The organism is Nostoc sp. JL34 (genome assembly GCF_017114945.1).
Lineage (GTDB): Bacteria > Cyanobacteriota > Cyanobacteriia > Cyanobacteriales > Nostocaceae > Nostoc.
The window spans coordinates 34,615-57,628 of sequence record NZ_JABXKQ010000177.1; the positions used below are offsets into that span (position 1 = coordinate 34,615).

Below are 23,014 nucleotides of genomic sequence, written 5' to 3' on the forward strand. Positions count from 1 at the left end.
ACACATATTCGGAGTAAACCTATGGCTGGCAAAACATACTACGTTTCTGGAACAGGCAATGATAAAAGTAATGGTTTAAAGGAAGAAACTGCGTTTCGCACCCTGACAAAAGCTGTGTCTCAACTGCAAACAGGTGACACGCTCTATGTCATGAACGGAACTTATGACAAAGGGTTTACGCTTTTTAACAAAAATGGCTCACCAGATAACTGGACAACAATCAAAGCTTATCCAGGACAGACGCCTAAGATACAAACAACAGGAGGCGGCATTAATGTATTTAGTTCTTCTTATGTGCGGATTGAAGGACTTGATATAGAGGGCAATCGGGAAAACATTACTCTAGAATATGCCTTAAGTCAGAAAGATAACCTTAATAACCCTTTGACCTATGCCAATGGGATTGCTGTACAAGCATGGAAAGATAGCCAGGGAGTGGGCGGCAGTAATCCTCATCACATTGTTATCACTGGCAATACAGTTAGTAACTTTCCAGGTGGAGGCATTGCATTCAGCGATTCAGACTACATCACAGTTGAGAAAAATGTTGTCTCTGGAAACGCTTGGTATTCGCCTTGGGGTAATCAGGGTATCACCGCACTTAACAGTTTTAATTTGGATAACAATACTACTGACTACAGGATAATTTTTCGAGACAACATTGTTTACGATAATCAAAGTCTGGTTCCGTGGAAACAAGTAGGTAAAATAACTGAAGGGCATGGCATCATGCTTGATACCACTATGGAGACTACAAGCGGCGTAGCCTATAGCGGAAAGGCACTAATCGCAAATAACACAACCTACAACAATGGAGGTGCAGGCATTGAAATTTTTAAAGCTACAAATGTCGATGTTGTCAACAACACAGCTTACCAGAATGGTCGTGTTCTTACAGATACTGGAGAGATTGGTGTTCTTTATTCAGAAAATGTTCGTGCCTACAACAACATTTTGTACGCAAGCAACAATCAAAAAGCGAACAGCATCAAGTTCGCCAAAAATGTAACCTTTGATCGCAACCTTATTTATAACTCTAATGTATTCCAAGCTTCAGATAATCTAAAAGCTACAGGATTGCAGAACATTTTGGGTCAAGATCCTCTATTTGTTGATGCAACCAAAAAGAATTTTGCGCTCAAACCTGGAAGTGCTGCGATCGATGCTGGTTCCAATGCCTTCAATGCCATCACTGGGAATATTCCTCTGGATGGTGATGGCAATGGCACTGCATTGATTGATATCGGTGCATCCGAAGCCCCCCGCATGATCATTACCGCCCCGGAAATCCAAGTTCTCAATGGTACAGTTGACATTGCAGATGGCAGCACTACCGCCATTAACTTTGGCGACACCACTGCTGGTAACACCCTGACCAAAACCTTTACCATCAAGAACACCGGTACAGCTGCACTCAGCCTGAGTAATCTTAAACTTCCCGACGGATTTAGTTTGGTCGGTACTCTTCCGACGAGCGTAGCTGCCAACGCTTCCACCACCATCTCAGTGGCACTCAATACCACTACACCCGGCACCTATAGTGGCAGCCTCAGTTTAAACAACAACGATAGTAATGAAAGCCCCTTTGACTTTGCCATTAGTGGCACAGTTAAACCCGCTCTGGCTCCAGAAATCCAAGTTCTCAATGGTACAGTTGACATTGCAGATGGCAGCACTACCGCTATTAACTTTGGCGACACCACTGTTGGTAACACTCTGACCAAAACCTTTACCATCAAGAACACCGGTACAGATGCACTCAGCCTGAGTAATCTTAAACTTCCCGACGGATTTAGTTTGGTCGGTACTCTTCCGACGAGCGTAGCTGCCAACGCTTCCACCACCATCTCAGTGGCACTCAATACCACTACACCCGGCACCTATAGTGGCAGCCTCAGTTTAAACAACAACGATAGTAATGAAAGCCCCTTTGACTTTGCCATTAGTGGTATAGTTAAACCCGCTCCGGCTCCGGAAATTCCAGTTCTCAATGGCACACCTGGCAATGACACCTTTATTACCCGACAAGGTGGTGGCAGTTACATCATCACCGACTTTGGTGGTGTCGGTACTAGCTCAAACCCTTCGGCTGCGGTAATTGCCAAAGTAGACACCTTGCAATTTATTGGGGCTGGCTTGACTGCAAGAAATCTGCAATTAACTCAAAATGGCAACAATTTAGAAGTCACCTTTGAAGATGTGGCTAATACCAAAGTCACTCTGCAAAACTTTAAGTTAGAAAACCTAGAGAACTTGGCTGCATCGACAACACTACCCGCCATAGGTAATATCCTATTTGACGGGCAGGCTAAGGTTACTGACAACTTTGATGTGATTAATGCCAACTCCACTCAAACTAGCATTTTCAACACTAACACTGTTACCTTCTTTAATGACTTGAACAATAACATCACCGGTTTTGACAATTCCAACGATGTGATTAATGGACAAGGGGGTAATGACACTATCAATGGCAACAGTGGTGACGACTTACTGCGGGGCGGTGCTGGTAATGATATTCTCATCGGTGGAAAAGGCAATGATACTCTTGTGGGTGGTATAGGTGCTGACTCTTTCGTCTACGACACCAATGCTGCCTTTACTAGCGCTGCTGTGGGTATTGATACCATTGCTGACTTCAATCGCTCTGGTGGTGACAAGATTGTTCTGGATAAGACCACCTTTGGTGCAATTACTTCTGTTGTGGGAACGGGTTTTAGTAACGCCAGTGATTTTCAAATCACCAGTTTAGGGGCGGTTAGTAATGCTGTGATTGTCTACGACCCTCTAACTGGGCATTTAGTATACAATCAAAATGGTAGCGCTGCTGGTTTCGGTAGTGGTGGTCAATTTGCACAACTTACTGGTGCGCCCACTCTTACTGCTTCCGACTTCATCATTCAAGCATAGTTGGGTCGGGTCAACTGAGTGAAACTGTAATCCAAATATGAATCAACTTTCAAGGTAGTTTTCAATTCAATAGACTACACTCATAGGGGCACAATATGTTTATTGCGCCCCTACAATTTGGACACTTGAATGAGTAGCATTTGAGTAGTGCGATGATCGCCAAAAATCTAATTAAAGATGGCACTTTTGAGTAGCAAATAAGCAACAAACGCGCTGAATTTGATAGAAATGGCGTTTTTGCATGATTTGCTCCTTTTTTTACAAACCAAGGCATATACTTGCATCCTCTCATAATCCAAAATCTAAAATCCAAAATTGAATGAGTCGTTTTTTCATTGCCCTCGTACCACCGCAAGACATTCAAGACTACACCAACCAGATTAAGCAGTACTTTGCCGATCGCTATGTTAGTAGTGGGGCGCTAAAGTCTCCGCCTCATATTACCCTGCAACCGCCCTTTGAATGGGCAGATGCTAACTTGCCACTGCTAGAAGCATCCTTGAAGGAGTTTGCTAGTGGACAACAACCAGTAGTAATTACACTTAGAGAGTTTGATGCCTTTGTGCCTCGTGTCATATACATTAATGTAGTCAGAAGTCAAGAACTTTTGACTTTGCAAGCTAATTTAATGGCTTATACAGAAAGCAACTTGGGAATTGTTGATAAAGTTTCTAAAATCTGCCCTTTTGCGCCCCACATGACGGTTGCGTTTCGGGATTTAACAAAGCAGAACTTTAAAGCTGCTTGGCCAGAGTTTGAAAAGCGTCAATTGCATTTTGAGTTTACTGCTAACCAAATAACGCTACTGCTTCACGACGGTAAGCGCTGGAATATTAAATCGGAGTTTGGTTTTTTGGCTTCTGAGCAATGAACATTCCTCCGTTCCGCATTCCTCATCCATGTAATCATGGGCGGGGTTAGGGACGGTAAAAATTTGATTACTACCTTCAGAACTAACCTTGCTGCTTCATCAGGGTAAGTGCTGGAATATAAAACGAGAACTTGCTTTTTTGTCTGGTAATAATTGAGCGATATTTTTGTGATAGATGCTGGCGATATTGGCTGATTGAACTAATTTTATTTTGGATTAATTGGTGATTTATATATTCTCTCACTATCGGTGCTACAGAGAAAAGAGGATAATTTTTGTTAACTAGAGAACGCTCTTGCAAAGATTCCAAAGCATCTAGTAATTCTTGTGCTGGTATATGAGGTGATAGTTGCGATCGCAGTTCTGAAAATGAAGCTGGCTGAGAATTATTTGCTAACCACTCAATAATGATATTTTCTATATCTGACAAGCAGTAAAAATATTCTTTTAAAAACTGGTTAATCTCGTTAAAAACTAATGTTTTTTGGTTTAAAAATTCTGAAATATTCCCTTCAAATAAATTGCGAATTTTACTCGAAGCTATATTTAGTAATAAGGGATTACCTGCATAGCTATCAATGAGTTGATGCCAATCACTATTTGAACCCCAAAAAGTACCCTTGGACTTAAATATTTCTTCTATATCTATTACTTGTAAGCCTTTTAGTTGCAATGCCCTAACGGGTAATTTTTCTCCTATGATTTGTTTAATTTCTTTCGGCGTTTCCTGACTTGTAAGCACTAAACAGCTTTGATGACATGTTTCTGCAAGTCGTTTTATGAGTTCACCATAATCTTTAGAAATTTGACGACAATATCCAATATCATATTTACCTAAAGCATCTTGTGAAATTGTTTCTAGATTATCTAATATCAATAAACAACGAGCATTTTTTAAATAATGAATCAACTGGGAAATCCTGCAATCTAAAGTTTTCGGTAAATCATTTTTCTGCCCTTTTGATAAAATTTGAATTAGTTCAGCTAGCATATCTTTGACTGGTAAAATATTACGCAGACTACGCCAAATCACGAACTCAAATTTATCTTGAATTTGCTCTGCTAGCTTTACTGATAAGCTAGTTTTACCCATTCCATTCATACCAAATAAAGTCACTACTCGGCAGTGTTCTTCGAGAATCCAGTATTTTAGTGTCGTTAATTCTGCTGTGCGTCCTAAAAATGCAGAGATATCAGGTGCTTGGCCCCAATCAGTTAAATTTTGGATTGAATGCTGATTACTAGTTACTTCATCAGTCTGAGGTAGTTGATAATCACTGGGTTCAAGTAATAAATTAAAAGCCCGGAAACAGGTATTTAGAGTTTGCTTGTCAACTCCTACTTGGCAATGAAACACCTTCATCAGTGTATCTGGATCTAAGCCAGTGCGATCGCTTAAATTTTCCAAAGTGTAACGTTTATCTAAATTTTCCCAACTTTGTGCCTGAAATTTTGCCGTTTGAAGTTTCTGAAATCCTTGAGGTGTAAGAAGAACACCCCGTTTGCGCCTGCGTTGTAGTGGATTCATTACTGGGCCCTCAGTTTTGTACATACACTCATAAAGTAATAGTCAGTAGTTAGCGCCTATAATATGCCGCTAAAATATCTACTCCACTCAAGAGGGTGCTACAAAGATGAGATATGCTTTTCCTGAAATTAGGTTTGTTAAATATTATGAATATTGTTACTCACGATACCTTTTTTGCGGAACTGTCAGAGATCAGGCGGGAGTTTTGCTCAAGTTTTCGATAAATGAAATCTTTACTGGTTAAAGCTTTGGGAAATTGACGATTAAAAAATTTTAAGTTTAGGTCTTAAGTTCCTTAACTTCGGTTGTTAGAGGCGGATTAGACGTGCAAAATACAAAAAGTTTTCCAATTCAGAAACCCAGTGAAAAAGTTAAGTCGTATTTTTATAGTTCTCCTCACCTTTATGCTCTGGCTAGGTGCGCTGAGTCCGGCTTTCGCAGATAACAAAACAGTATTAGGTATAACCAGCCTTTACAGCACTCCAGAGGAACAAGGACAAGGAGTTAAGGTCTATCAGGATATACTCCAATACAAAATTGCTACGCCTTTTGCTCTGCCTCCAAAGTATCCAATTCCTGCTACTAAAGAAGAGTTTGATAAAATAGTAGTACCAGGACTAGTCGAACAACTAGGAGATGGTTCTGTTACTAAAGCTTGGTTCGATTTTCAAGCTGGACAAGCTCAAATTGCTGGCAAAGAATTATTTAGTATTAATGCTCCTTTGGGGCAGAAAATATATAGTGTAGTAGCTGGAAAGCCTTTACAGCAATGTCCTCTAGAAATTCAAGATACTCAGATTGATTTCTTTCTAGATTCAAAAAAAGCAGCTAAAAGAGCTACAGAACTAGATGAGCAAGGTTACTTTATCTACGTTTCTCCTGTAGAGGAATTACGCCGGAAAGTACTTGATGCTCTGTACGATCAATATAGCAGTGGAAGTAATAATCCATCTTGTTTCTTAGTTAACGGCACTACTAAGAAGATTACAGTTGATTTCCAAGATCCAGATATTTACCCTTTACTTCCCCCTGATTTAGTGCAGCCAGGGAAGGACAAACCACTCGTTTTCTTACCTAAGAGTGGAAAGGAGTTTTTATATGTTGTCAACGCCAGACAGTTACCTAGCTAGTACTCCATCACATCAATTTTGATAAGTTCGTAGTGGGTAGCACAGTTAGCTGTGCTACCTTCCTGCGTAGTATCATCATCAATAGTTGAGAATAAGCGATCGCGATCGCCCACCAAGACTTCAAATCATCTTTCTTTTTCCCGGTGTGTAGTCGCCTAAGCCCAACGTCTCAAAGAGTTGCAGCTTGTCGTCACACATCGCTTAACTTTTGAAACGCCTTGCAAACAAGAAATGTTAGATTTAGTTATTTCTACTTACTTAATTTTTGTAAAACAAGATACATTAAATGGTAGTTTAGTAGCAAAGGAACCAAAAAGCATGGCTGTTAGTAGCCCTGAAGTCATCCGTCATATATTGATCGGGCTGGGATATTTAGCTCCTGAGATTGATCCTAAGCCGGATTTGACTAAATTTGCTCCCTGGAAGCGGAATAACAACTCTTTGACAGATGATCCTACTGAAGAAGCGATTAAAAAGTTTCAGAAACAGTACTCACAAAAACTTACGGTTAATGGTAATGCTGATTCCGAAACTCGAACTGTAATGGAAGATACAGTCAAAGGGCTTCAGAATAGATTGAAGTTTCACGGTTTTGCAACCAATGCCGAAATTCCTCCAGATAAGCCTTTTTATGGGCCAGCTACTTATACAGCAGTCAAGAAATTTCAGAAATCCCAGGGTTTAACTGAAAATGGCATTGCCACTATTGAACAGCGTCAAATTCTCCAGCAACCTAGCTTAACAGATAAGCCCCAACCGCAGCCCCAGTCGCAACTCAAGCTGATAGATTTGTGTTTCCAATTCAAAAAGAATCCTCAAAATCCTTCTTACATCGCAGCCCTAAATAACTTACAACAAAATCTCCCCAAGGACGTTTTACACAAAGTTACTAACAAATGGAGGGGGACAAACGATCAAAATCCTGAGATTGTCAAGCTGACGAATGTGTTTACTTATTATGATGACAACAATCAAAACCATCGTGATGCACTAAATCACTTACAAAGTCAGATTACCCCAGCCATCTCTCAAGCATTTTTAAGTCTCTGGAATAAAAAGTAAGCAAATGGGACGTATATAGGCGTAATCTGCTTTTCTACATCTGACAAACTGATATACGAGAATTAAAAACCAGGTTTCTGATCTCTGCTGAATAGGAAACCTGGTTTTTTGACAAATCAGAATTCAGAATAAACAGGTCGCGCCCAGGATTCCCCAACTTTTCTCCGAGACGCACTCGTATTCAGGTCTGAATCTCCATCTAAATCTTCCCAATCCCTAGGACACCAATTCAGTAATCCTGGAAGAACCTCTCCCCCTACCCCTCTCCTACGAGGAGAGGGGAGTTTAGCTCCCCCTTCCCTTCAAGGGAAGGGGGCTGGGGGATTAGGTTTTTGATTACTGAATCGATGCTCTAGTCCCTAGTTCAATACTCAATTCCCGGTTGCGCTTTCACACCTTGATCGCGGAAAGGGTGCTTAACTAGGGTCATTTCGGTTACTAAGTCAGCACGCTCAATTAAAGCAGGTGGTGCGCCTCTACCAGTGAGAATAACGTGTTTGTTAGCTGGTTTTTGTGCCAAACCCGTTAAAACGTCTTCTACTGGTAAGTAAGCCATTTTGAGGGCGATATTGATTTCGTCTAACAACACCAGATGAAAGTCTGGGTTGCGGATGTATTCTAATGATTTTTCCCAGGCAGCGCTAGCTTTGTCAAGATCGCGATCGCGGTCTTGAGTTTCCCAGGTAAAGCCTTCGCCCATTGCGTGAAATTCTATCTGGTCTTCCCAATAGCTGAAAACCCTTTTTTCGGAAGGTTCCCAGCTACCTTTGATGAATTGGATGATCGCTACTTTATACCCATGACCGAGCGATCGCAACACCATCCCCAAAGCCGCAGTGGTTTTACCCTTGCCGTTACCAGTATTTACAATAATTAACCCTTTTTCTGGTACAGCTTCGGCTATGCGCTTATCTTGCACTTCTTTGCGTCGCTGCATCTTTTTGCGGTACTGTTCATCAGTCAGAGATGAAGACATTACCTCATCAATCAAGCGCCCAATTTCTTGGTCTGGGTTCAATTCTTGCGGTGTATCGTTTTTCATCAAGCTTGTCTAGAAATAACTGTTAAAAGTGTTGAAAATGAACCAAAATCGCCTTACTTATCTAATTTCACTTAAATTGCTTGATTGAAAATATCCAGTAAGTTTTCATGTGAAATATTAATAGTGTGTTAGCTTTGTTAACGATTTGCAGACAAGTGGAAATATATATGATACACAAGCTGAACTTATAATTTGAGTTTACTATTACTGTTTTAAATAATTTAATATGTTCATTAAAGCATTTTACCAGTAAAATATTATGATTATCTCCTTTAGTACAGTCATAAGTTAGATGCTTTAAATGTTAAGGGTATGATGTCTGATATCGGGAATTGTGCATTTATGGATGTTGTTGTTTCCATTTTTCCCATAAAGGTTGCGTATCCTCTGGTTGCCCGTCATAGTTGAGCAATTGATCTGAAATTACCACCCATGACTGGGCACTGCGTGTCCAAATGTTACCCACTGGGCTTAACCAACTTGTATCATCTAAGGTTCCAGCTTTGACATTAATAGTATTTGAATTGTAAGTCCGTTCATGGAACAATCGCGTTCCGCAGTCGCCACAGAACAGGTTATTTACTTCACGTCCGCTATCATTTTTCCGAGTCCAAACTTTCGGTTTTCCTTGAACAATTACAACAGCATCTCGTAGTATTGTGAGAGACATTCCAAAGGCACTAGATGATTGTTTCTGACACTCCTTGCAGTGGCATAGGTAAAGGGTTAACGGTTGGGCATGAATTTCATAACGAATCTGTCCACATTGACAACCTCCACTATATGGAAGACTCACAGATTTTATCTCCTGACAATTTATTGTTGCTTCATTGTAACTAAACCTATCTTAATCTTAAAGCAGGTTTTAGTAGACACAAATAGTAGACATGGGGACACGAGGAAATTTTCATTCTCTGAACTTTCCTAAATCCTCCTTATCCTTCATCTTCATCCAATTCCTCATCTTCACTCCAATACTGTTGAGGTGCATTTCCATGAACTTCTAAAACTTTTGCTTTTTTGATTTTCTGATCAGGTGGATTAATTGCTTCTAACTGCACATCAAATTTCCAGTTGTCACCAAAATCATAAAGATAGGTAATTTTAGCACCTGGTTCTAAAGGCAAATCACCAATCTGCACTTGGTCTGCAAATGGGGGTGTTTCCATGTAAGCATGGCCGATTTTGATTATGCGACCAAAATGGTCTTTATAACTAAACTCATACAGATGATCGTAATCAAAGTCAAAAGCATCAAGAATTGTCTCTGCTAGCCAGCTTAATGGTTTTTCTGCTGGAATGGCAATCCGTCGCCAAGCTTTAGAAAGGAACACTTTGAAAATATAAATTCCATCAGTGAACCCTTGCTTGGGGATAAGTAAATTCTGCTCCCATTCGGGAAAAAATGGTTGGAAATGTGACTGCAATTTTCCAAAATTGACATTTACATCATCCTGTAATTCTCCTCGTATACCTAATGGAAATAGTAACTGCAACAGAGCATCACCAAAGGGTAAGCGTTGTAAACTATTAATGCGCCACCCCTTGCCTTCTTGTGGTTTTCCATGTGTGATAGATAACAATCCAAATAACTCTAATAGGGCGATGTTATGTAGTCCGGGATAATAACTAATATCATGTTGAGTTTCATACTTAGGAAACTTTAAACCTTTATCTGGAACGCGAGGCCAAAGTTGAATACATCTAAATAAATTCCCGAATGAATCTTGATGTTCACCCAAAATTTCGTTATTTCCCCAAATTAACCAAGCTTCTAATAAGTTGAAATAACGTTCTGTTGAATTCAGGCTTAACCATGATTGCAAAGTTGCTGCGTCTAAAGCTAAAACCTGCTTCTTCCCTTGGGATCTAATTTGGGCTATTCCAGAACTGCGTAATAACAGATATAGTCCATTAATGTAGGGGTATGATTTCTGTACGGGGCGTTTGAGTTTAGTTTCAATTGGGTGACTTAACTGAGAATTAAGTTCTGATAAGACTTTTAACGGTAGAAGGTTATTAACACTACTAACTTCCACTCCATTTGGTTGCAAGAAATCTATCAGGGTTTGAAAGTCATGCAGAATCGTACCGGGTTGATTTTCATCAATACTAAGTTCTTGTAGGAGTTGTTGTTGTGACTCTGTTAGGGAAGGTAGTTCAGGATTGAGTGTGCGTTCTAGTCGCGCAAATAAATCTTCCATAAATAAAAATTCTAAATTCTAAATTCACAATTTAACTTTCTGTGGAACCTGTTTTCTTTATACTATGACTACAGAAGTTCTCCTGAGAAATATTGACATGCCAAGTGTCACAACAGGACTATCAATACCGTAAGTTTAATGAAATGTGAATGATAATATTTTCACCTTCTACTTGACAATCCCAGGAATTTGATATGAATAGTAACACTCGCCTACAGATGATTTTAGCTGATACACGGATTAATACAGTATTACCTGCGATCGCTCAACTAAATCTACCTAACTGGTGGTTAGCCGGGGGTGCAGTCCGAAACACCGTTTGGTCTTCAATTTTTGGCAATGACTGTGGATTAGGTATTAAAGATTTTGATATTGCATTTTTTGATATAGAGGGGAACCGTTCCCAAGAACTAGCAGCAAAGGTAACTCTCACAGAACAATTTCCTCATGACGAGTTTGATGTCAAAAATCAAGCCAGTTTTGCTCGTTGGCGACTTGGCAGCAGACCTTACACTAGTACAGAGGATGGCATCGCAGATTGGCTGCACACCGCTACTGCTGTGGGAGTTCGACTAGATGCCCAAGGACAATGGCAGTTTTTCACACCCTACGGATTGGATGACCTATTTGGTGGCATTATTCGACCTACGCCAACGCATACTCATAACATAAACGCCCACAATAAGGCCTCTGGTTTTTTACAAAAGTGTCCTTATCTGCGGTTGGCGTAAAAATTACAGTCAAATTTTAGCCACTAGTTTCCGTTACAAGGGAATAATCGCTTTTTTATGTACAAACCTTGGGTACAGCATCCCAATGTTAATAATTTTCTCTCGCTGGGAATAATTAAAGTAGAACCCCTTTTACGACAGAACGGGGGTGATGCTAATTTTATAACTTTATAGTCGAAAATCAATGCCAAATCGTACTGGATACCAAATCAACTCGACTCTCCACGAAGGAATCCAAACAATTATTTATCAAACACAAACGCCAAAAACGCAACAGCGAGTTATCCTCAAGCTGCTGAAAAATGAATATCCGACTCTCGAAGCCTTTACTCGCCTTAAAAATGAGTATCAAATTCAGCAAGGTTTAGACCATCCCAATATAGTTAAAGCTATCAGTCTAGAAACCTTTGAAAATCGTGTGGGACTGTTGTTAGAAGATTTTGGTGGTCAGTCTTTAACTCAACTGCTACAAATAGAAAAACTTGACTTAATTAACCATTTAAAAATTGCTATTCAACTAACTAAAGCCTTAGATTATTTGCATAAACACCAGATTATTCATAAAGATATAAAACCTAGTAACATCATTATTAACTCTCAGACAGGTATTGTTAAACTCACTGACTTTGGTATAGCCTCCCGCCTGAATAAAGAAAATCCCCAATTTAATAACCCTAACTGCGTTGAAGGCACACTTGCCTATATGTCTCCTGAACAAACTGGGAGAATGAATCGCATTCTCGATTATCGCACTGACTTTTATTCGCTTGGTGTGACTTTATATGAAATACTAACTGATAAAATACCATTTTTTAGCCAAGATCCTCTAGAAATAGTTTATAGTCACATTGCTGTTCAACCGATAAACCCGCAATTATTAAATTCACAAATTCCTACCGCCGTCTCGGAAATTGTGATGAAACTGATGGCAAAAAATGCGGAAGACAGATATCAAAGTGCTACAGGATTATTAGCAGATTTAGAATTATGTCTCCACCAGTTAGAAACCAAAGGTATAATTACTAATTTTGTTTCAGGTCGTTTAGATATATTGAGCCAGTTATTAATTCCTCAAAAATTATATGGTCGTGAAGAACAAGTTAATGAACTGTTAGCTGCATTTGAGCGCGTTGCTAACCCCCCGGAAGGGGGACTAAGGGGGGTAGAAATGATGCTAGTTTCTGGTTATTCTGGGATTGGTAAATCAGTTTTAGTCAACGAAGTTAATAAACCCATTACTCGCAGACAAGGATACTTTATTGCTGGTAAATTTGACCAATTAAAACGGAATATACCTTATGCTTCTTTAATTCAAGCTTTTGCTTATTTAATGCGGTATTTATTGACAGAAAATAATGAAAAAGTAGAAATATGGCGAAATAAAATACTATCAGCTTTAGGAACAAATGGAAAAGTTATTACTGATGTGATTCCAGAAGTAGAATTAATCATCGGTACACAGCCGGAAGTGGCCCAAATTGGGGCAACAGAATCACAAAATCGTTTCAATCATGTTTTTAAAGAATTTATCCAAGTTTTTACTCAAAAAGAACACCCTTTAGTTATATTTTTAGATGATTTGCAATGGGCAGATTCAGCCACTTTAAATCTAATTCAACTGCTCATAACTGACACCGACAGCAAATATTTTCTATTTATTGGGGCATATAGAGATAATGAAGTTAGTCCGGCACACCCTTTAATCCAAAAAATAGAAGAAATAAAAAATAGTGGCACGGTTGTTAATAATCTTGTATTGCAACCTTTAAATTTAGATAACGTCACTCAGCTAGTTTCCGAAACTCTGCAAGAAACTGAGGCTAACCAGGATGAAGAAACCAGAATATTTAACAAAAAAATTATTAAGTTATCTGAACTAATTTGTAATAAAACAGGTGGAAACCCATTTTTTATCACACAACTAATTCAAGCACTACATCAAGAAAAGCTGTTAAGATTTGACTTTATTAATACTAAATGGCAATGGAGTCTAGAGGATATTCAAGCAATTGGCATTACTGATAAAAATGTAGTTGAATTAGTTGCTAGTAGAGTTGAAAAACTACCAAAGTTCACCCAAGATGTTTTAAAATTAGCAGCTTGTGTAGGCGACAGATTTAGTTTGGATGTTTTATCGATAGTCAATGAAAAATCACCTTCTTTGACAGCGAATGATTTACACTCAGCTTTGCAAGCGGGATTAATTCTGCCTTTAAGTGAAGCTTACCGCATTCCTTTAGTTTTTAATCAAGAAGAAACGGTTAATTTAAATTTCGATACTTCACGGGTGGGTTACAAGTTCTTGCATGACAGAGTACAACAAGCAGCATATTCCTTAATTCCAGAAGAACTGAAGAAATCTACTCACCTGAAAATTGGGCAATTGCTTCTCCAAAATATACCTAAAGAGGAAATAGAAGCTAATATTTTTGATATTGTCAATCAGTTGAATGTAGGTATTATTAACCTGATAGAGAAATCTGAAAAAACTGAATTAGCACGATTAAATTTAATTGCCGGACGAAAAGCTAAAGCTTCTACAGCTTACGAAGCTGCTCTTAAATACTTCACAAATGGGATAGAACTTTTAAATATAGACGCTTGGCAAACTGAATATACCTTAACCATTGGTTTATATGAAGGAGCCGCAGAAGCAGCATATCTGGGCGGTGATTTTGAGCAGATGCAAAAATGGGCTGAGGTGGTGCAGCAAGAAGCTAAAATTCTTTTAGATAAAGTGAAAGTCTATGAAGTACAGATTATCGCTTCTATCATTCAAAGCAAGCAACTGGAAGCTATTCAAATAGCAGTATCAATTCTGCAATTGTTAGGAATAAATTTTACAGAGGAGCCGACATCAACTGATATTCAGCAGGGAATGGATGAAATCGCTGTTTCTTTGAAAGGGAAAGCCATTGCAGATTTAATTAACTTACCATTAATGACCGATGCTAACAAGATTGCAGCTATGAGAATCTTAATGGGAGTTCTCCCTGCGGCTTTTCAAACTGCTCCGGCAATGATGCCAATTATTGTTTGTAAAATGGTCAATTTGTCCTTAAGTTATGGCAATACGGCTGTATCTGCCTATGGTTATAGTCTTTATGGATTACTTCTTTGTGGAGTTCAAGGAGAAATTAATTCTGGCTATGAATTTGGGAAGTTAGCTTCTAGCTTGGTGTCACAATTTAATGCTGAAGAACTCAAGGCTAAGATTCTGACGGTTGTTAGCGCCCATGTTATGCATTGGAAAGAGCATGTTAGAGAGACATTGACATCATCAATGGCAGGGTATTCTAGTGGTCTAGAAACTGGAGATTTAGAATATGCTGGTTATTGTGGTTACATTTATCCCTATCATTCATTTTGGCTGGGTAAGGAACTTTGGGTTCTAGAAAAAGAACTGATAGCTTATTGTGATTCGCTGAAAAAAATCAAGCAACAAGTAGCTTTAACTTGGAACTTAGTATATTTACAAACAGTTTTGAACTTGAAAGGAAGTTTTGAAAATGTGGACTGTTTAATTGGAGAAGCTTACGACGAGCAAAGTATGCTGCCAATTCATCAGCAAGTAAATGACCTTTACACAATTAACCATTTATTTGTTAATAAACTAATGCTCTCTTACATATTTGGGGAGTATTTTAAAGCTGTAGAAAATGCTGCGATCGCAGAAAAATCTCTAGGTGGTGTTACAGGCTTGTTTGTTGTTCCACTGTTCTATTTTTACGATTCTTTAGCTCACTTGGCAATATATCATACTGCTAAAGAGTCTGAGAAGCAAGCTATTCTGAAAAAAGTCCAAACTAATCAGCAAAAGATGCAACTCTGGGCTACTCATGCTCCCACGAATCACTTACACAGATTTTATCTTGTGGAGGCAGAACGGTATCAAGTTTTGGGTCAAAAGCTGGAAGCAATGGACTACTATGATAGCTCCATTGCCAAATCTCAAGAAAACGGTTTTCTCCAAGAGGAAGCTTTAGCTTATGAGTTAGCTGGAAAATTTTATCAGTCTCTAGGTAAAGAATTAATTCATCAAACTTATATAACTAAAGCCTACTATGCCTATATTCGTTGGGGTGCGATCGCTAAAGTTAAACACTTAGAATCAAAGTATCTTTTTCTAGTAGGACAAACTACTACTATAGAAAACACTACTTCAAAAATAGATACAATTCATCTTACCACCAACACTACTACCAATAGCAGCTTGAGCGATTTTTTAGATTTCAATGCATTCATCAAGTTTTCACAAGCGATTACCAATGAGATTGTTTTAGAAAATTTATTAGGTAAGCTTATTAAAATTTTACTAGAAAACGCTGCTGCCCAAAAAGCAGTACTACTTCTACTTAAAGATAATCATCTGTATATCGAAGCTTCTGGAAATACTGCTGACGATGGGGTGACAGTTTTACGCTCTATTCCTGTTGAAACTTATCAGGATTTACCACTCTCTGTAATTAATTACGTTTTCCGAACTCAGCAATATCTTGTATTAAATGATGCGATAATTGCAGAGCCTTTTAACTTTGATATCTATATTCAGAAATCTCAAACAAAATCAATCTTTTGTTTGCCCATTATGTACCAATCACAGCTTACTGGTATTATTTATTTAGAAAATCAGTTATCCTCAGGAGCTTTTGTTCCAGAAAGGGTAGAAGTATTAAAAGTCTTAGTTTCTCAAATGGCGATTGCCATAGAAAATGCCAGCTTGTACACAAGGGCGCAAGATAAATCTAGGGAATTAGAACAGTCAATCAAAGATTTACAAGAGGCACAACTACAACTTATCCAAAGTGAAAAAATGTCTTCTCTAGGAAATTTAGTTGCAGGTGTAGCACACGAAATAAACAACCCCATTGGTTTTATTACAGGTAGCATCGCTCAAACAAAAGATATTGTTAAAGATTTAATAGACTATTTGCAACTCTACCGAGAAAAATTCCCCAATCCTGGTACAGAAATTGAAGAAAAAGCCGAAGAAATAGATATAGATTTTCTGCTAAAAGATTTACCTAAAATGATTGATGGGATGACAGTAGGGACACAGCGTATTCGTAATATTAGTACATCTCTCCGTACTTTTTCTCGTGCCGATACTACCTCGAAAGTTTTAGCTAATATCCACGAAGGTATTGATAGTACTTTGCTAATTTTACAGCATCGTCTGAAAGCAGATCATAATCGTCCAGCCATTCAAATAATTAAAAATTATGCATATATTCCATCAGTAAAATGCTATCTGGGACAATTAAATCAGGTATTTATGAATATTATTGCTAATGCAATCGATGCTTTAGAAGAAGTAAATATCGGCCGTAACTTTTTAGAAATCCAAGAGATATATCCTAATATTATTACTATTGAAACCAATCTAAAAGTAGAAGATGAAACTGTAGTCATTAAGATTCAAGATAATGCTAAAGGAATGACAGAAGAAGTTAAAACCTGTATTTTTGAGAATTTATTTACTACCAAATGTGTAGGAAAGGGTACGGGATTAGGATTATCTATTAGTCGGCAAATTATAGTAGAAAATCATGGTGGAAGTTTAATTTGTGAATCAGTTTTAGGACAAGGGACACAATTTATAATTTCTATTCCCATTTTGGGAGAATAGTTTCTCATGGTAGAGGCGTATTAGCAAAGCAGAAAAAAGTGCGATTTTACGTCTCTACAATATCTATCAATAGGTAAATTTTATTGTAAGAAAATTATTCTTTTATAGAAATAATGTTTAAGTGATATAAATCGTAAAACATAGATTATTGGTAATTTAATAAAATATAAAATTGCTCATTTGATTACTTAATCAAATCAACATAAACATAGTTACTATTAGCACCTATAAACTTAACAATCACCTGTTATAACTGATTATATACATCAAATTTTGTACTAGCTTTATCATTTACTAGAAAATAATATTTCTGACTGATAGCACGTGTGAAGTCTATTAAACTGTAAGTGTTTAGCCAACTGTTATGAGCTAATATCCTCAGATTTAATTTGAGTTTACGGCAAGGTACAAGATGCGAAAATCGTAAAAATTAAGGTGGCGATACTGTGCAAAAAAGAAGAGAAAATGGGCAAATAGTTACAAAAGCTATCTCGTTTCTATTAAATCGGATAACTTTGGTTGTGATTGCAGTCGCTCTTGTGCTGTTTATTGGAGGTAGGTTTGAAATAGCAAGTGCAACTCAACCTAATGCGGAACTAGAAATTCAAAAATTAACATCCTGTTACTCGCTGGGAACTGACGCCATTGGTAGGGGAAATCTCCAAGAAGGAAAGAATATTTATCGGGATTGTTTTACTCAAGATGCAGTTCTCACTGCCATTTTTCCTGATGGGGCAACTCAAACAAATTATGGAACAGATTCTTGGGCAGATTTTGTCTATTCAGTATTTCAAGGAAATGGTTATACAGCCACTCAACACTTGATGGGTACGATAAACATTTCAGTTCAAAATAATCAAGCAACGATGACTTCTTACCTCCACGCGACTCACAAACGTTCAGAAACTAGCATTGATGTTGCTAATGGTACTTATGAAGATGAAGTCGTCAACAGAAATGGGCGCTGGAAAATTCGTAAACGTACCCTTAAACTGATCGATTTCTTGAATCTCAGTTCCCCAACCACTAATTCTTCAGCCGCTAATTCTCGAACCACTAATTCTTCAAGTACCTTGATAATACCAAATATACCTCGCTTAAAGTAATAATTCCTGAGACATGAATGGTACTAATACGGTTTGGATCAGTATTCTTTACCTCCCTTGTGGTCTGGGAAAAAGGTAAGAATAAAAGGTTAAGGGGTGAATATTTGAATTCACCCCTTTTTTATTTACCACTTAACCGAAGCATACTGCAAGCAAAATACAGTTTGGCGTTCAATAATTTAGCGAAAAAATATTCACAATCTAAATGTTAGAAAACCTTTGAATTCAGCCTTGATTTTGTTTGACGTATGAGTAGAGAAGTTCGCGATCGCTTCGAGGATTTACAATTAAGCATGGACTATTTCCGTGACTTCCATTACTTACAATAACTACAGTAATGCCCATGCGGGGACAAACTCCTAAACAACTGGTGCTAACCACCCGAAAATCACCCCATAATCCCTCAAACTTTAAACGAGATTTCAACCAATTCTCTAAGTCTTCGGAAGCCGTTGAGCCTAACTGCTCGTTTGCACATTGCGAACACACAAGCACTAAACCAGATTCCCATCGGGGAGAAACAGTTGGAATAGAAGTTTCTAATCGAGTATTTATTGGAGACGATAGTTGCTGAGAATTGGATGCAGACCTCTTGAGGATACGTTGGAGCAATGTCTTAATACGCTGGATCAGTTTTTTCATGGATGACCCTACCTATTTCTCTCTCTGACAGAATAATATAAGTTTCCCGTTTAGTCTGTTCAAGTAGATAACTAACTGATTCATGCCCGTATATGGAGAGTAATGACTATCAAAGTGAACAAGCTTCCAATCACTCTCAACTAAAAGCTTGGTTAGCCGAGGAATAATTCTTCTGGACATTGAAACGTATTTACAACAGCTTGAATTTCAGGTACAGGGAAGTACCATCACTCAAGAAATAGATGGTAGGATACTCACTCGTGTTGCTTGGATTGAGAAAGCGCTTTAGTCGTGCGCTGTCAATGTGTCGTTTCAGTAACCTGACATTGGCTAAAAGTTTTAGCCTCAAAGACTCAAGTTACTATCTTTAATTGCAACTCAGTATTACAATCTAGGGGTTCCCACTCGCTGGGGAAACTATATGGAATTAAAACATGACTAAGCTGATCGAATACGAAGAAGCCAGCGACGAAGTACGTGCAGTGTATGACGACATCCGCGTTACACGTCAGAATGACTACATCAATAACTTCTGGAAAGCTGTAGCCAACCATCCTCCGACTCTGCAACGAACGTGGCAAGCGTTAAAAGAAGTGATGGTTAGCCCTGGTGAAATTGATCCACTGATGCGCGAACTGATTTATATCGCCGTGAGTGCGACGAATGGCTGTGAGTATTGCATCGCCTCGCACACAGCAGCGGCACGTGCCAAGGGTATGAATGATACTATGTTCGGGGAACTAATGGCGATCGCAGCCACAGCCAATATGACCAATCGCCTCGCCAACGGCTATCAAATTCCCGTGGACGAGAAATTCAAGACGTAGGAGTTTAGCCTTGTCTATCCCTGCTTAAAAATAAGGTTTAGCAGAATTATTTACTATGCCCAAGGTTCAGATTAACGGGATTGATTTGTTCTACGACATTAAGGGAACGGGTGAGCCTTTGCTATTAATAGCTGGCTTTCTTTGCGATCATGCTTATTGGTCGTTGATTATGCCATCGCTGGTTTCGCAGTATCAAGTCATTCGCTTGGATAACCGAGGTATGGGGAGAAGTTCTGCTCCCGAAAACCCCTATAGTTTGAAACAGATGGCTAGTGACATTGCAGCATTACTCGATCGCATCGGCATTGATCGGGTGCATCTAGCAGGTCATTCAATGGGTAGTCAGATAGCCCAAGAGCTAGTCTTAGCACACCCTGAAAAGGTAAAAAGTCTGATGCTACTTTCATCTTTAGCAAAAGGTGATGCATTATTCAACAGCATCATTGAGACTTGGGGCGACCTCTCTAGTAATGTAGACCTGAAACTTTATGAAAAAGTCGTATTACCCTGGATATTTACAGATGCGTTTTACTCGATTCCTGGAATGATCGAAGGTCTGATTGAATTTGCCATCAGATATCCTTTCCCACCAGCAACTCATTCACTCTATCATCACAGTCAAGCCATCCTTAGCAGTGACACAACAGACCGCCTCCAACAAATTCATTGTCCTACCTTAGTTATGGTTGGTAAACAAGATATTCTCACTCCGCTAAAGTTTTCCCAACAACTGGCTCAAGGTATTCCCAATGCTGAACTTGTAGTCATCGAACGCGGTGGTCATGGCTTCTTGATTGAGTCGCCGGATGCTGTGGTTTCAGCTATGCTCAATTTTCTGGGAAAGTTGAAGCCAGCTTATAGCAATTTTTGATTATTTAAGAGTATTTACCAAAACCACCGCCGCCAGGAGTTTCTATCACAAAAACATCTCCAGTTTTCATCTCTACTGTTGCTGTGCTGTCTAAATTTTCTTCAATTCCATTCTGACGTTGTATCCAATTCCGTCCTACTTTTCCTGCTTCCCCAGCATTTAATCCAAAGGGAGGAACAACCCGATGACCAGAGAGAATATTAGCTGTCATCGGTTCAAGAAATCGAATGCGCCGGACAACTCCATTACCACCCGAATATTTTCCTTTGCCACCGCTATCAGCACGAAGACCAAAGCTTTCTAAAAGTACAGGATAACGGGTTTCTAAAACTTCTGGATCGGTCAAGCGGGAGTTAGTCATGTGAGAATGAACACCATCAGTGCCATCAAAATCAATTCCTGCGCCAGAGCCGCCGCAGATAGTTTCATAATATTGATATTGCTCATTACCAAAAGTAAAATTATTCATCGTTCCTTGAGAAGCAGCCATAACACCCAAAGCACCATATAAAGCATCGACAATGGTTTGAGAAGTTTCGACATTACCCGCGACTACTGCGGCTGGATAGGTTGGGTTGATCATACAGCCAACTGGGATAATAATTTCTAGAGGATTAAGACACCCGGCATTGAGAGGAATATTATCATCAACTAAAGTACGGAAGACATATAAGACTGCTGCTTGAGTTACGGCTTTGGGAGCATTGAAATTACTATTTAGTTGTAGAGAAGTCCCAGTAAAATCAATGGTAGCACTACGGTTTTCTGGGTGAATCGTTACTTTAACTTGAATTTGTGCCCCATTATCCATTTTATAAGTAAATGAGCCATCCTTGAGAACTGCGATCGCACGTCTCACAGACTCCTCAGCATTAGCTTGCACAAATGTCATATAAGCTTGAACAGTATCGAGCTTGTATTGTACAACCATTTTAGAAAGTTCTTGAACTCCCCGTTCATTTGCGGCAATTTTGGCTTTGAAATCGGCTATATTTTGGTCAGGATTACGAGCAGGATAAGTATGATTTGAAAGGTGCTGTCTGACTACGGTTTCTCGAAAATTTCCCTCTTCAACCAAGAGGAAATTATCAAAGAGAATTCCTTCTTCTTCTACTGTGGTACTGTGGGGAGGCATTGAACCGGGAGTAATTCCGCCAATATCTGCTTGGTGTCCACGAGAAGCAACGAAAAAGATGGGCATTGGGGATGGATTATTTTCACTACTTTCTAAAAATACAGGGGTAATTGCAGTTACATCAGGCAGATGTGTTCCGCCGTTATAGGGGTTATTAGATAGATAGACGTTTCCTGTTTTTAGGGTGTCGCCTTTATCATTAATTAAACTTCTGACACTTTCACTCATTGAGCCTAAATGTACAGGAATATGTGGGGCATTTGCTACTAATAATCCCGATGAGTCAAAAATAGCACAGGAAAAATCTAGCCTCTCTTTGATATTCACTGATGTAGCCGTGTTTTGCAACACAATCCCCATTTGTTCGGCGATAAATTGATAGATATTTTTAAATATTTCTAAGCGGATGGGATCGTATTTAGATGTTGTGTGCATTTGGAGATTTTCTTTAAATAGATGATTTCATAGCTAAATTTGCCATACTAACAGCAAATTTATTTATTTAAGGAAGTCTAATTAGACATTTCTTACTTTTCTCCTTAGCTAGCTCTTCATTAAGATTTTGTCTAGCTCTTTCAGCATTATCTAATTTTTGCTCAAGCTCTTGAATTCTTTATGGTTTAGCGATTTTTTGTAACTCTTGATTTTCGGATGTCAGGTCTTGAATATCTTTTTTATAATTGTCGATTTGCAATTCTAAATTTGATATTTTGCTTGTGTAGTCGGATATAGCCTCAGATTCCTTTACAAAATTAGCTATAAAACCTTCTACCCAGTAATACATATTATCTGGGTCTATTGGACTCCACCAACGATTATCTTCACCCGCAGCCCAAGCAAAACAATTATATGATGTACTTTGCTTACTGATTACAGAATATTCAGTATGGTAGAAGTTGGGAAATTTATTTTCTCTGTAGCTTTCCAACTTACCATCTATATCCATTTGCTTTCCCCCATTCAATCCAAGCTACAGCCATTTGCTGAAGTCTACCACGCTGTTCGGCTTCGACAGGGTTTGCTCCTGTAATTGCACTTAAGACCCAAAACCAATGGTCTGGTTCGCGCTCAAGTTCACGCATAATCAAAGGAACCACAGGTTGTCCCATTCCGATTATTCTTTGATAAGCGGGATGCATTGATATTTTTGAAACAACAGAGAGCATTCCTATCTCACACCGCCATTGTTCTGCTAATTCTGAGAATGTAGTTTCTATTTCTGCGGTTTTAATAACCGGATAAACGTAAGGTGACATTTAACTTCTATTTAGGTTTACTACAAGTGACTTGATATTGATTATCCTGTAAATTACAGACTAATCCTGA

General features: G+C 38.7%; 17 protein-coding genes. 9 read left to right on the top strand and 8 right to left on the bottom strand.

Going from position 1 to position 23,014, the window contains the following annotated elements; translation table 11 throughout:
- Positions 1-21 precede the first annotated feature (21 nt).
- Complete coding sequence (locus HWQ44_RS32130) at positions 22-2,910, top strand: choice-of-anchor D domain-containing protein (RefSeq protein WP_292726327.1); 2,889 nt, start codon at positions 22-24, stop codon at positions 2,908-2,910.
- 319 nt (positions 2,911-3,229) lie between these two features.
- The gene (locus HWQ44_RS32135) at positions 3,230-3,781 is read left to right on the top strand and encodes a 2'-5' RNA ligase family protein (RefSeq protein WP_292726329.1); all 552 of its coding nucleotides are present in this window, start codon (positions 3,230-3,232) and stop codon (positions 3,779-3,781) included.
- Between the two features lie 82 nt (positions 3,782-3,863).
- On the opposite strand, the gene HWQ44_RS32140 is transcribed toward HWQ44_RS32135, so the two are convergent.
- Positions 3,864-5,309, bottom strand: a complete 1,446-nt coding sequence (locus HWQ44_RS32140; RefSeq protein WP_292726331.1) for an NB-ARC domain-containing protein — start codon at positions 5,307-5,309, stop codon at positions 3,864-3,866.
- A gap of 362 nt (positions 5,310-5,671) precedes the next feature.
- Between HWQ44_RS32140 and HWQ44_RS32145 the strand changes: the two genes are divergently transcribed.
- On the top strand, positions 5,672-6,439 hold the full coding sequence (locus HWQ44_RS32145; protein ID WP_292726333.1) for a hypothetical protein: 768 nt from the start codon (positions 5,672-5,674) through the stop codon (positions 6,437-6,439).
- Between the two features lie 231 nt (positions 6,440-6,670).
- Positions 6,671-7,501, top strand: coding sequence for a peptidoglycan-binding domain-containing protein (locus tag HWQ44_RS32150; protein WP_292726335.1), 831 nt, complete (start codon positions 6,671-6,673; stop codon positions 7,499-7,501).
- A gap of 364 nt (positions 7,502-7,865) precedes the next feature.
- On the opposite strand, the gene cobO is transcribed toward HWQ44_RS32150, so the two are convergent.
- The 3 genes from cobO to HWQ44_RS32165 form a co-directional block, all read right to left on the bottom strand.
- A complete protein-coding gene (gene cobO / locus HWQ44_RS32155) occupies positions 7,866-8,543 on the bottom strand; it encodes a cob(I)yrinic acid a,c-diamide adenosyltransferase (RefSeq protein ID WP_292726337.1) in 678 nt (225 codons plus the stop codon).
- Between the two features lie 340 nt (positions 8,544-8,883).
- Entirely contained in the window at positions 8,884-9,339 is a 456-nt protein-coding gene (locus HWQ44_RS32160) for a GFA family protein (protein WP_292726339.1), read from the bottom strand.
- Between the two features lie 139 nt (positions 9,340-9,478).
- Positions 9,479-10,747, bottom strand: coding sequence for a plasmid pRiA4b ORF-3 family protein (locus HWQ44_RS32165; protein WP_292726341.1), 1,269 nt, complete (start codon positions 10,745-10,747; stop codon positions 9,479-9,481).
- 194 nt (positions 10,748-10,941) lie between these two features.
- On the opposite strand from HWQ44_RS32165, the gene HWQ44_RS32170 reads away from it, so the two are divergent.
- The 3 genes from HWQ44_RS32170 (at position 10,942) to HWQ44_RS32180 (ending at position 18,213) form a co-directional block, all read left to right on the top strand.
- Positions 10,942-11,478, top strand: coding sequence for a nucleotidyltransferase family protein (locus HWQ44_RS32170; protein ID WP_292726343.1), 537 nt, complete (start codon positions 10,942-10,944; stop codon positions 11,476-11,478).
- 184 nt (positions 11,479-11,662) lie between these two features.
- Positions 11,663-17,107: an ATP-binding sensor histidine kinase gene (locus tag HWQ44_RS32175; protein WP_292726345.1), complete on the top strand. Its 5,445-nt coding sequence runs from the start codon at positions 11,663-11,665 to the stop codon at positions 17,105-17,107.
- Between the two features lie 446 nt (positions 17,108-17,553).
- Complete coding sequence (locus HWQ44_RS32180) at positions 17,554-18,213, top strand: nuclear transport factor 2 family protein (RefSeq protein WP_292726347.1); 660 nt, start codon at positions 17,554-17,556, stop codon at positions 18,211-18,213.
- A gap of 225 nt (positions 18,214-18,438) precedes the next feature.
- Here HWQ44_RS32180 and HWQ44_RS32185 read toward each other — a convergent pair whose 3' ends face one another.
- Entirely contained in the window at positions 18,439-18,855 is a 417-nt protein-coding gene (locus HWQ44_RS32185) for a (2Fe-2S) ferredoxin domain-containing protein (RefSeq protein ID WP_292726349.1), read from the bottom strand.
- A gap of 434 nt (positions 18,856-19,289) precedes the next feature.
- Between HWQ44_RS32185 and HWQ44_RS32190 the strand changes: the two genes are divergently transcribed.
- Both HWQ44_RS32190 and HWQ44_RS32195 read left to right on the top strand, forming a co-directional pair.
- Positions 19,290-19,682: a carboxymuconolactone decarboxylase family protein gene (locus HWQ44_RS32190; protein ID WP_292726351.1), complete on the top strand. Its 393-nt coding sequence runs from the start codon at positions 19,290-19,292 to the stop codon at positions 19,680-19,682.
- Positions 19,683-19,737: 55 nt separating this feature from the next.
- Positions 19,738-20,553: an alpha/beta hydrolase gene (locus HWQ44_RS32195; RefSeq protein ID WP_292726353.1), complete on the top strand. Its 816-nt coding sequence runs from the start codon at positions 19,738-19,740 to the stop codon at positions 20,551-20,553.
- Positions 20,554-20,557: 4 nt separating this feature from the next.
- Here HWQ44_RS32195 and HWQ44_RS32200 read toward each other — a convergent pair whose 3' ends face one another.
- The 3 genes from HWQ44_RS32200 to HWQ44_RS32210 form a co-directional block, all read right to left on the bottom strand.
- Positions 20,558-22,123: a hydantoinase B/oxoprolinase family protein gene (locus HWQ44_RS32200; RefSeq protein WP_292726355.1), complete on the bottom strand. Its 1,566-nt coding sequence runs from the start codon at positions 22,121-22,123 to the stop codon at positions 20,558-20,560.
- Between the two features lie 178 nt (positions 22,124-22,301).
- On the bottom strand, positions 22,302-22,634 hold the full coding sequence (locus HWQ44_RS32205) for a hypothetical protein (protein ID WP_292726357.1): 333 nt from the start codon (positions 22,632-22,634) through the stop codon (positions 22,302-22,304).
- On the bottom strand, positions 22,618-22,944 hold the full coding sequence (locus tag HWQ44_RS32210; protein WP_292726359.1) for a hypothetical protein: 327 nt from the start codon (positions 22,942-22,944) through the stop codon (positions 22,618-22,620). The genes HWQ44_RS32205 and HWQ44_RS32210 overlap by 17 nt, the downstream gene beginning before the upstream one ends.
- Between the last annotated feature and the right edge of the window lie 70 nt (positions 22,945-23,014).